General features: G+C 47.0%; 9 protein-coding genes. 4 read left to right on the forward strand and 5 right to left on the reverse strand.

Annotation, left to right across the window (positions count from 1 at the left end; genetic code table 11):
• Positions 1–429: 429 nt before the first annotated feature.
• The 3 genes from IKG78_RS11300 to IKG78_RS11310 all read right to left on the reverse strand — a co-directional run bounded on the left by IKG78_RS11300 (position 430) and on the right by IKG78_RS11310 (position 3,586).
• Positions 430–888: a hypothetical protein gene (locus tag IKG78_RS11300; RefSeq protein ID WP_290943451.1), complete on the reverse strand. Its 459-nt coding sequence runs from the start codon at positions 886–888 to the stop codon at positions 430–432.
• A gap of 112 nt (positions 889–1,000) precedes the next feature.
• Positions 1,001–2,458, reverse strand: a complete 1,458-nt coding sequence (gene gatB / locus IKG78_RS11305; RefSeq protein WP_290943453.1) for an Asp-tRNA(Asn)/Glu-tRNA(Gln) amidotransferase subunit GatB — start codon at positions 2,456–2,458, stop codon at positions 1,001–1,003.
• A 141-nt stretch (positions 2,459–2,599) separates the two neighbouring features.
• Entirely contained in the window at positions 2,600–3,586 is a 987-nt protein-coding gene (locus IKG78_RS11310) for a hypothetical protein (RefSeq protein WP_290943456.1), read from the reverse strand.
• Positions 3,587–3,691: 105 nt separating this feature from the next.
• On the opposite strand from IKG78_RS11310, the gene IKG78_RS11315 reads away from it, so the two are divergent.
• Together IKG78_RS11315 and IKG78_RS11320 are read left to right on the forward strand one after the other, a co-directional pair.
• Positions 3,692–4,465 (forward strand): hypothetical protein, encoded by a 774-nt coding sequence (locus IKG78_RS11315; protein ID WP_290943458.1) that lies wholly within the window; start codon positions 3,692–3,694, stop codon positions 4,463–4,465.
• Between the two features lie 24 nt (positions 4,466–4,489).
• The gene (locus tag IKG78_RS11320; protein WP_290943460.1) at positions 4,490–5,092 is read left to right on the forward strand and encodes a hypothetical protein; all 603 of its coding nucleotides are present in this window, start codon (positions 4,490–4,492) and stop codon (positions 5,090–5,092) included.
• A gap of 35 nt (positions 5,093–5,127) precedes the next feature.
• Here the strand turns inward: IKG78_RS11320 and IKG78_RS11325 are convergent, their stop codons facing one another.
• Positions 5,128–5,949 (reverse strand): T9SS type A sorting domain-containing protein, encoded by an 822-nt coding sequence (locus tag IKG78_RS11325; protein ID WP_290943462.1) that lies wholly within the window; start codon positions 5,947–5,949, stop codon positions 5,128–5,130.
• 478 nt (positions 5,950–6,427) lie between these two features.
• Here IKG78_RS11325 and IKG78_RS11330 point away from each other — a divergent pair, with 478 nt between their 5' ends.
• Complete coding sequence (locus IKG78_RS11330) at positions 6,428–7,843, forward strand: tetratricopeptide repeat protein (RefSeq protein WP_290943464.1); 1,416 nt, start codon at positions 6,428–6,430, stop codon at positions 7,841–7,843.
• Between the two features lie 307 nt (positions 7,844–8,150).
• On the opposite strand, the gene IKG78_RS11335 is transcribed toward IKG78_RS11330, so the two are convergent.
• Positions 8,151–9,962, reverse strand: a complete 1,812-nt coding sequence (locus IKG78_RS11335; RefSeq protein WP_290943467.1) for a fibrobacter succinogenes major paralogous domain-containing protein — start codon at positions 9,960–9,962, stop codon at positions 8,151–8,153.
• Between the two features lie 527 nt (positions 9,963–10,489).
• Between IKG78_RS11335 and ruvA the strand changes: the two genes are divergently transcribed.
• The coding region (gene ruvA / locus IKG78_RS11340) for a Holliday junction branch migration protein RuvA (RefSeq protein ID WP_290943469.1) at positions 10,490–11,033 on the forward strand (544 nt) is incomplete at its 3' end.

The following is an 11,033-nucleotide window of genomic DNA, read 5'->3' on the forward strand; positions in this document are numbered from 1 at the left end:
AGAGGTGAGTTCCATTTGTCCAATTCCTGCTGCGTTAAAAAATTGGTCGTATTTTAAGGACGCAAGAACGGGAGCAAAAACGTTTGTCTTTGTTCCTACCCTCAATATTCAATAAAACAAAAAAGCGTGGTATCGAATACCTGTTCGTCCTTAGGCAACGACCAAGAAGCCCTACGCAAAACAAGCAAACGACCCACGCCCAATTCTGGATGTGCGTTGTAAGCCTTATTCTTTTTGCGTAAAACTTTGGTCGTGTTTTAAGGACGCGAGAATAAGAGCAAAAAACTCTAAATGTCAATGTAAATATACATTTTTGAGCTAGAAAAAAAAGATGTCGCATCGAGTGCGGCATGACGTTTATAGCGGACATGTTGGGGTAAACGGAGTTTTTAAACGCATCCCCTTAAGCAAGGGGAAATTCTCCCCCACCTACCGTTTCGGATTGTAATTGTTCATCAGAATCATCGCGAGGGTGACGCAGAACATCACGACGCTGCCGACAACGACTTGCTGTTTGTGGTCATATTCACGCTTGACGTAAGACGGATTTTCTTCGTTGAGTTCCTGGAGCGTAGGTCCAGTAGCAAGCTTCGTAGAATCGATGCCATAGACTTCGGCAATTTGTTCGTCAGTCATGTTCAGCGTCGTCATGCGGGCACTGTCTAGTTTGTCTAGCTTGTCCGCAGCGGCGGCAGGAATTGCAAGGAAGAATGCGAGAAGAAGAGCGACTAGTAAAGAAGCTCGTCGCAACTGCAGAACAAGAAATAATGGATCCCCTCCCGTTGGTCGAGGATGACATACGTTCTGGATTGCCACGCCCCCACTTCGACTACGCTCAGTGACCTTGGGCTCGCAATGACGATTCCTCGATTTCGCCGCATTCTTCATTGTTCAATCCTAGATCCTTCGACTCCGTGCTACGCACTTCGCTCAGGATGACACCTTTTTGTCTTTCATCTCTCGTCTGTAGCCCGCCGTAGCGGGCGTTCTCTCGTCTAAACTAGCCTTCCTTCGCGAGCTTGTCGAGAATCTGGTTCACGAGGCCCGGGTTAGCCTTGCCGCCGGACTTGCGCATGGTCATGCCAACGAGGAAGCCCTTGAGAGCGACCTTCCCTGCCTTGAATTCAGCGAACTGGGCTGCATTAGCGGCGCAGACTTCGCGAACCACGGCTTCGATAGCGGCGGTGTCGGTCACCTGCACGAGGCCCTTTTCCTTCACGATGGCTTCGGGATCCTTGCCTGTTTCGAACATTTCAGCAAACACAGTCTTTGCAATCTTGCCGTTGATGGTGTTGTCTGCAATGAGGTTCACGAGCGTGCAAAGCTGTTCCGGCTTGATCTTGAGAGCGGAGAGACCGCCTTCCACATCCTTGAGCTTGGCCAAAAGTTCCGTGATGACCCAGTTGGCGAGCACCTTGCCGTTCTTGCAGTTCTTCGCGGCGGTGTCGTACCATTCGCTCACGTCGCGGTCTTCGGTGAGCACCTGAGCGTCGTATTCAGAAACGCCGAAGTCCTTCATGAAGCGTTCGCGGCGGGCATCCGGCAGTTCCGGAAGCGTGCGGCGGATTTCTTCGACGAATGCCGGGTCAGTCACGAGGCGGACCATGTCCGGTTCCGGGAAGTACTTGTAGTCATGAGCGTCTTCCTTGCTGCGGATGACGATGGTCTTGTCCGCATTGGGGTCGTAACGCTTGGTGCACTGTTCCACTTCCTTGCCGGCGTCGAGCGTCGAGGCCTGCAAGTTCATTTCGCAGTAGAGAGCCTTTTCGAGGTTCGTAAAGCTGTTCAAATTCTTGATTTCGGCACGGATGCCGAACGGAGCGTCTTCCGACGGACGGAGCGAAATGTTGCCGTCGCAGCGCATGTTGCCGTTTTCCATGTTGGCGTTCGAAACGCGTGTGTATTCGAGCGTCTGCTTGATTTTCTTGAGCACGAGCACGGCTTCTTCCGGGCTACGGATGTCCGGTTCGGTCACGATTTCACAAAGCGGCGTTCCGCAGCGGTTCGCGTCAAAATGGCTGTTTGTCGGGCTCATGTCGTGGATGAGCTTGCCCGCGTCTTCTTCCATGTGGATACGGGTGATGCCCACGCGCTTTTTGGTGCCGTCAGCCTTCACGATTTCGAGCCAGCCGTCCTTGCAAATCGGATGGTCATACACCGGTAGTCCGCCCGTCTGCGTAATCTGGTAGCCCTTCGGCAGGTCCGGGTAGAAGTAGTTTTTACGGGTCCACATGGCGTTCAAGTCGATTTCGCAGTTGAGGGCAAGGCCCAAGCGAATGGCGTATTCCACGGCCTTCTTGTTCGGCACAGGCATTGCACCCGGCATACCGAGGCAAACAGGGCAAACGTGCTTGTTCGGGGTCGTATTCACTTCAATTTCGCAGCCGCAGAACATCTTCGTTTTAGTAGCAAGCTGGCAATGGATTTCAAGACCGATAACAGGACAATAATTAGACATGTTAAACTCCAATAAATTTTACGCGGAAAAGATAAAAAAAAGTAGGAAGTAGGAAGTAGGAAGTAGGAAGGAATTTGGCTTTATTAACGCGATTCACAAAGAGGAGTCTGTTGGTGGTTTGGGGAATGGAGGAACGGAACGTTAATATTTTGATTTGAACAATGTTGTGATGGTGAGGGAATCGTAGTCCCCTTCAAATGAACCGCCCAAATAACTGTATGTCAGCTTCCAAGTAATAACCGTATCGCGTTCCAGCGGTTTCTCAAGTCCGTTCACAAAGAAAAACGCCTTTTTTTCATAATCCGAAGGATAGCACTGGCCAGGACAATACTGCAACTTTTCCGCCACATAATGGCCTAAAGAATCCTTCTTATAAATTATTCCCTTCGTCACCCAATCCGGCAAGCCCTCCATCGTAATGTAATAGCCCGTCTGCAACGTGTCCATGGCAAACGTCGGATGTCGAGTATCCAGAGTGTCTAACGCAGCACGGAAACTGGCGGAATCAAAGAGCGGAGCGTTTATCCAAGGAATATAATTTGTCCAAGCTTTTTTGCCATAATTCAAACGCGTTGTTTCCCACTTGTGATACGTGCCGTAAGCAACTTTATCTACATAAAAAGTATCCCTGATGCAAAGGACATTACGGTTATTGCATCTCACGAAATTCACACGACTATCAACGACAGCTACGGTGCTTTGGGTTTTATAAACGCGGCAGACGTACGAAGGCGTGGCACAAGAAAAATTCTTTTGTACAGAATCAAGGCTGCAAGAAACACGTCTCTCGCATTCACTACCTACATTCGAGGAATCTGCCGTAAGAGCCGTCAACGTATCGTAACTATTGTCATTACGCCTTCCATAAACGAAACTTGTATAGCGATGCACAAGAGTATCGTTGTAGAGGGTATCATAGACCAAGAAAGAATCAACAACGAAAACCGTGTCGCAAGCAGTCACCAGAGAATCCCATCCCCCATCTTGCTGAATATGGTACAAATCAAAGCCATGATGCGAGAATACGCACCCTTCGACAAGTTCATGCTTTGCGGATGCCGAACTGGACGGAGAGTCAGAACAAGCAACAAAAAATAAACCGACAAACAGAAATAAAATAGAAAGCATAACGGAAATATACAAACTTCGATGTATGGTTGCTCCATTTTTTCGACTTGACATTCCAAAATTATGCTATATTCGAAAAGGAATAATTTAAAACAAAATATTTTTATGTGCGAAGAAGAAATTGTCATTACAAAACGTTGTGCGGAATCTTGGCTGAAAAGAATCCGTAATTTGGCGGGATTCTTAGGAATGATCCTCCCCTGGATTGCACTGGTCGGAGCCAGCATCGTTGCAAAAGCAAAACCAGAAGCTATTCCCGACGACTTCTGGGAAACGTTGTCCATATCGGCGACGTATTACTTAACCCCCTCGCTGACAGGGATTCTCACGACGGCGGCAATCGTACTGATGTGCTACAAAGGCTACGACTGGAAAGACGAGCTGGTGACGACCATATCCGGCATTTTCGGTTTGATGGTTGTCGTATTCCCTTGCGATTGTTCGCTTGCGAAAGGGACGGTCGGATTTTTCCAATTACCCGTGAGCGTTTCAGACAAAATTCACTGCACCGCCGCCGTCCTGTTTTTCTTGCTTTTGGCCATCAATAGCATTTTCCTATTTACGCTCGGCGAAAGCAACACTCCGCAAAAAAGAATCAGGAACATCATTTACAAAGTTTGCGGAATCGGGATGTTTTCCACTTTAATTTTGCTACTTCTGCCGATCGAGTTTTCTGCAAAAATTTTCGTAGTCGAAACGATTGCGCTCACGTTCTTTGGCGTGAGCTGGCTCGTGAAAGGGCAAGTATTCGGATTGCTTGCCGATAAGCCGGCGTGTTGCACCGCCGCCTCCCCCACCGATGTTTCCGCTGACGCAACCGCAGAAACATCCTCCGACATATCCTCCGATGCAGATGACAACCAAGATGTCGGATGCTAACAACATATTTAAGCAATGTCATTTTTGAACAACTCTAAAAATAACACTGCGGATTCCAACGACGAGGACGACGTTCTCAAAGCCGAGAAATGGTGCGCGGACTTCAAGAAGAATCCCCTGAAAGCACTGCTTTTGTTCTGCATCTGGATTGTGCTCATCGCCATTTGCGCCAAAACAGTATGGGAGCACTACCTCATAGGCTGGGAACTGCTCAAAACCGCAAAGGGAGGCATAGCAGAATTTGTCTTGATTTTATCATTCTGCATGATTTTCAAGCAATCTGCCAAATTATTCAAGGGTTCCGGGCATGATGCGGCAAAATTTTTACTCCGAGCTGTAGGCGTAATTATGGTCTGCGCAAGTATCCTTACCGCGATTATTGCAGGCCCAGCCACAAGCGGGTACGGCTGGATGGAAGACGAAGCGAAATCTTACATCAACGAAGAAATCCTCAATAAAGATCCCATCGAATGCACCGCAGTCAGCATTAACAAGAAATCAAACAACACCTACTACGGCAAAGCGAGTTTTTCTAACGGCACGACCAAAAACGTTGTCGCAACATTCTTATTGCTGGAATCGCACCGTCGAGCAATTGTGTATAAGGTTAAGGTGAATTTATACTAAATATTAGCAGAAAGTGAGATGTTATCAAATTTCGATTATTTCACAATAATTTTTGCCAAACGAACAGCGTGAGCACTTTCGATACGCACTACATAGTTACCCTTAGTCAGGTATGCAAGACTGAAGTTCTTCACAGAAGTGGCCGATTCGGTGAACGTTTCTACCACATGACCCATGAGGTCGAACACCTGCACGCGAACCATGGCGGAATTCGGCGATACGACCGTCAGTTCGTTGTTGGCGTAACTGAACACGAAACTCGGCATGGCGGCAACGATATTCAAAAAATGATCGCTGCCCGAAGACATCGCAGAACTGCTCAATAGATCCTCGATCGGGGTCGAGGATGACGAGGCAACGACATTAATCTTGCCCGTCACGGTCTTTGTGTTTTCATAATAATCCGTCAATTCGAACGTATAAGTATATTCATGGGTTGCCGATTCAGGATCAATCGTTCCAGAAATCTTAACTTGCTTCTTTTCTTTATCTTGTTCCACCTTCAAATTAGCAGGAACATTCCCCTTCACAGAATACATGTGGCTGTACTGATAGACAATCGGAGCAATATCTTGGCCAGCAACAACCGTCTGATTATCGCGACCTTCAACGAGATCGAACGTCATAGTCGCTGGAATTACTTCAATCGTTGCTTTGGCACTCGCTTGATTTTCGGGACCAATGACAGAAAGCACAATAAGGTCCGCTTCACCGCTACGACCACTCAACTCTAAAGAGATCGAAGGAATCGGTTTTTCCTTCACTATAAATGTAAATTCGGTCTTGGCTAAATTGCCTTCATCGTCTTTGACTACGATATAAGCATTGTACGTACCGGCGGCAATATCTTTTCTCATCTGTCCAGAAATTTCACAAATAGGGCCTTTAGTCCACCTTTTCGTCAAGCCAAAATTATCAGTCAACTTGTCGATCCTTCTTTATATTCAGGATCGTAATTCTCACCGAAGCCAGTATTTTCATACAGAATTCGAATCGTCTCAATATTTTCGCCCGCAAACACAGTCTGTTCAAGTTTGCCTTCCACAACAATTTGATTAATCTTTTGCGAAGTATAATTTTAAGCAGCGGCGACAACCGCAAAGAATAAGAACATTGCCAACGAAATCATTTTTTTCATGATTTCCTCCTTTATCTAGCGAATGAATCCCCAAATTTCTTGTAAAAATAGAAACTTTCGAAAAACTTTGCTAGATGGTTTATGGCCCGGACATTTTGATTTTGAGGCTGTCTAACCCCAATCGCTTGTGAATCTATACAAAATAATGTATATTGAAAAGGTCGGTTTTATAGAAGAGTTTTTCAAGCGTAGATTAAATGACGTCGCGTACTAGATTCATCAAGACATTCGCTCTCGGACTTGCCGTAGCCTGCACATCTTTGTTTGCAGAGTTCTCCTACACGTCGAGTAAGTATCAGCAGGATGACTGGTCTCCCGAATATGGTAGTAACACTTGGATGTATGAGGACCCAACAGGAATCTTTGAAACGGATCCCCTCGATGTATTCCATGCAGCTATAAATCTTTATTTAAACCGTCAGTTTTTGGATGCTGCATACGCTTTCGGAAAAATCCAGACCAAGTACCCGAAATTCCGCTTGGCGGACGAGGCTGCTTTCTACATGGCAAAGTCCTTTGAAAACCTCCGTATGCACAAGGCTGCGAAGTCCATCTACGAAGACGCAATCAAGCGCTATCCGCAGAGTGACCTACTCGCCAAGTTTCACTTCCAGTTGATGAACATCGACTATAAGGAAGGTAAGTACTCGGAAGCAATGGCCAAGTACCAGTACATCGTTCAGAATTTCAGCAAAAGTGATGCAAAGATTGATGCAGACTACATTGCCGGCCAGATCAAGTTCGAACAGGGCCTCTATCAGGAATCCATTGATCTGCTCGCTTCTATCCTTCCGGGTAACGCCAACTACCTCTACGCTCGCTATACCATGGGTATCGCTTACAGCCGTATGAACAAGTTTGACGAAGCCGAAAATTGTTTCCGCACTATTACGGAACAGCCGGTTTCCAACAAGTCCGAACGCGACACTCAGAATGCGGCTAAGGTGAAGCTCGGCCACCTACTCTTCTCTGCCGAAAAGCCGGACATTGCAGCTGCCGCTCGGATGTATCTCCAGGTCCATAAGGAATCTCCAGTGTTCGGCGAAGCTATGCTCGGTATTGCATGGTGCTTTCTCAAGGTCAACAAGCCGGACGAAGCTATCAAGCCGGCCAAGTGGATTATTTCTAACCTTCCGGAATCCTTTCACGTGCCTGAAGCATATCTCGTGATGGGTTACGGCTACTTCTTGAAGAAAAACTACCAGAATGTCCTTGAAGCTTTGACTCAGGCTATAGAGCGCACGGAACAGCCGATTGTGCGTGTTGCTTCTCGCGACAGCGCCCGTCAGGCTTTCGATGCAATGCAGGGCCAGTTCGACTCTGTTCAGGTTCTTGCCTTGGATCTAGCTCGTCAGTTGCCGACTTCACGTGTGGAAAGCAAGCGTAAAGCTTTGCGTCCGACATTCAATAAGGTTCACAAAGCTATTGAAGATTATGCATCGTTCATGCAAAGATCCATCCAGAGTGACCGTTTTGAACCTATCCGTCAGCGTATTAGAGATGACGCTGGCTTTACACTAAGCACGCCTCGTCCCGGTCCCTATCGACCTCCTAATTACGGTAGGCCAGATATTGACCCATCTGAATTAGAAGACTTTGATGACTTAGAGTAGGGCAACAACCAATATTCGGCATGACCGCAGCATTGTAAAAAAATACAGTTTGACTTGACATTTCCTTCAAAAAGGCTCTGTCAAGCCTTTCCGTATTGCTGCGTTAAAAATCTTTATTGGCTGTAAATTGGCTGCGGTTTCTTGGCGGGCTCTGTCAAGCTTTTTCGTATAGTCGCGAACCCGCTACGGTTATGCTGCGGCGGTCAAAACAACCTAACATTTTTGGTATGAATTCGCAGATTTCGATGGGCTGACGGATTGGGAAATTTTTGTTAGCCAATGATGGGCGTATAGAACGAGCCTACGACTAATCCTTCAAGCAACGAACATAAAAACCATCAGCCTTATAGGAGCCAACCAGGCGTGCACCATCATCCTCATAAACTAAATACAAGCTATAAGCACCATTGCTATCATTTTCAGAGGCGCTCCAGAATTTGGTATCGAAACCAATGCTGAAAAGGTCTTTGCCAATTTTGTAGCCAGCAGGAATCGCAGAGAAGCCAAACGTATCCATACCATTGCCACCAAGATTCCAGCCAGTCTGCGACTTGAGAATCTTGCCTGCCGTTGAATCATCACCGACTTTGGTTATCAGAATTTTCCATTCAGTTTGCGTCGGCAGATGCCATCCGTCAGGGCAAATGCCCTGCACCTTCGCTGGAATCGTACAGGTTTTGCCGAAACCGCAGTCTACGCCGTTGCCACCATCGTTTAACATAACAGAGTCAATTGCCGCCGCCCAGGAGTAAAAGCGACCCACCACGGCACAGTTTTTCGGTTCGTTTTCAGAGCACCAGTTGCTTTTCAACAGACTCGGAGTTTTCGTGCTATCGGCGTAGTTCAGGTTTTCGGCCATCCATATTTGGTTGCCAATTTTTACAGTCTTGTAGACCTTATTATCGCGAGAGTCAGTCATTGTGCCATAGGAAATTTCTGGATTGAAGCGACATTTTTTAGGAACATCCCAACTCCATCTATTAGTCTCCCCCAAAATCGCAGAACAGCTCTGTTCGCCACTGGCCCCTTTAGGATTGTTTTCTAGACAACGAACAGAATACCCGCGACCCTTATCTTTGCTGCTCAGATACGCACCGTCATCGTCGGATTCCAAGTCCATAAAGTAACCTTCATAGCGATCATACTCGGCGGCACTCCAGAAACAGGCGTATTTGCCATCACTAGAGAAACTGCCATGCCTGTTACCTGCAGGAAGTCCAGAAAAACCCATGCCATCAGTACCATTACCACCATCAGCCCAACCCGACTGAGACTTGAGAACCTTACCGGCCGTTGACCGTCCTCCAACTTCAGTAAACAAGATGTCCCATTCCGCATTCGTCGGCAAGTGCCAGCCATCAGGGCAAATTCCCTGCAAATTCGCAGGAAGCCTACAAGTCTTGCCGTGACCACATTCCTGCGGGTTGTCGGCATCGGTCGGAAGTTTCACCGAATCAATAGCCGCAGCCCAAGTATAAAGGCGCCCCGCAACATTACAGTTTTCCTCCTTATTGTCATAGCACCAGTTGCGTTCCAATAAACTCGGAGTTTTCGTACTGTCGGCGTAGTTCAGATTTTCAGCCATCCAATTTTGGTCACCAATCTTTATGGTTTTGTAGACCTTCTTGTCTCGACTGTCTGTTATAGTGCCATAGGTAATATCCGAGTTGAATCGCAATTCTTTAGGGACATCCCAACTCCATCCATCTACCACAGTCCAGTTTTGGTCGATACAGGTGTAGGTAGTTTTTTCATCTTTAATGTAGGCGGTAGCCCTCTTGCGCTTTTCAGTACAAACAGGCAAATCATCAAACGATTCCCCTATAATGAAGCGATCTGCCAGCGTCCAGTCTCCATCGATGCAAGTATAAGCAGTCTTTTCATCTTTTACATAGGCCGTCACACCTTCACGTTTATCTGTACAGACAGGCAACTCTTCAAATGTCGCTACCGTAATGTCGATGCTTTTGGTCTCTTTGGTTGGTTCAACACCATTGCTTGGACCACTAGAGTTGCTGTCACCACCACAAGCAGCAAGCAAAAGCAAACCAGAAATTGCCATAGCTGTTACGCAGCCACACAAAGATATTTTTCCACACCAAGAATTCATCAATGACATAAGACACTCTTATATAAAGATTTTTACAAATATAGTTTATCGGCTCTGTCAAGCTTGGCAGTATGGTCACGATCCTGCTATGGAAATCGGAAATGGCCAAAATAACCTAAATTCTGTAGTGAATAAACAGCTTCGGAGGGGCTTACGAAACTGACTTTTTTTGCTATGACAACGGAACCGTATAAAATGACTTGACAGAGCCACAAAAATGGCTCTGTCAAGCCTTTCCGTATTGCTGCGTTAAAAATCTTTATTGGCTGTAAATTGGCTGCGGTTTCTTGGCGTGCTCTGTCAAGCTTGGCTGTATGTTTGCGAACCTGCTACGGTTATGCTGCGGCGGTCAAAATGGCCAAAATAGCCTAAAAACAGCATTTCCGAGGTGAATTTGCAGGTTTCGATGGGCTGACGGATTGGGAAAGTTTTGCTAACCCAGGGTTGGCGTATAAAATGACTTGACATTTCCTTCAAAAAACTGTATATTTGTGCAGTAGCTCAAAAGTGCACAAAGCAGGCTAATAGGAGAAATCATGATCGAGCGAATCCGTGGCATTTTAGTACAGAAATCCCCTACATTTGTCATTGTGGAATGTGCGGGCGTTGGTTATGGCATCAACATTTCAGCCTACACGGCGGGAAAGCTCCCCGAAGAAGGGGTCGAGGTTACGTTACATACGAACCTCGTTGTACGCGAAGATTCCATGACGCTTTTCGGATTCGCCGACACGACCGAGAAAGACCTGTTCCTGATGCTTTTGAGCGTGAACGGTGTCGGTCCAAAGATGGCCCAACGCATTTTGAGCGGAGTGACTCCGTCCGACCTTTTAAACATGATTGCAAGCGAAAACAAGGCCGCATTGAGCAAAATCAAAGGTCTCGGCAAAAAAACTTGCGAGCAGATGACGCTTACGCTCAAGGACAAAGCAGGAACGATGATGCAGTCTCTAGGGAAAGTCGAAGGGAGCGGCATCACAAACGTCGGAGCACTGACGGGAGCAAAGCTCGAAGCCGTCCTCGCCCTCCACACGCTCGGCGTAGTGCGCCCGTGTTCAGGGCGTAGTGCGGCGTGTCCGA

Source organism: Fibrobacter sp. (assembly GCF_017545445.1).
Taxonomy (GTDB): Bacteria; Fibrobacterota; Fibrobacteria; order Fibrobacterales; family Fibrobacteraceae; genus Fibrobacter.

Coding starts and splice junctions, on each gene's coding strand:
- IKG78_RS11300 (WP_290943451.1), bottom strand. CDS start 888: ATGAAGAATGCGGCGAAATCGAGGAATCGTCATTGCGAGCCCAAGGTC.
- gatB (WP_290943453.1), bottom strand. CDS start 2,458: ATGTCTAATTATTGTCCTGTTATCGGTCTTGAAATCCATTGCCAGCTT.
- IKG78_RS11310 (WP_290943456.1), bottom strand. CDS start 3,586: ATGCTTTCTATTTTATTTCTGTTTGTCGGTTTATTTTTTGTTGCTTGT.
- IKG78_RS11315 (WP_290943458.1), top strand. CDS start 3,692: ATGTGCGAAGAAGAAATTGTCATTACAAAACGTTGTGCGGAATCTTGG.
- IKG78_RS11325 (WP_290943462.1), bottom strand. CDS start 5,949: ATGAGAAAAGATATTGCCGCCGGTACGTACAATGCTTATATCGTAGTC.
- IKG78_RS11330 (WP_290943464.1), top strand. CDS start 6,428: ATGACGTCGCGTACTAGATTCATCAAGACATTCGCTCTCGGACTTGCC.
- IKG78_RS11335 (WP_290943467.1), bottom strand. CDS start 9,962: ATGTCATTGATGAATTCTTGGTGTGGAAAAATATCTTTGTGTGGCTGC.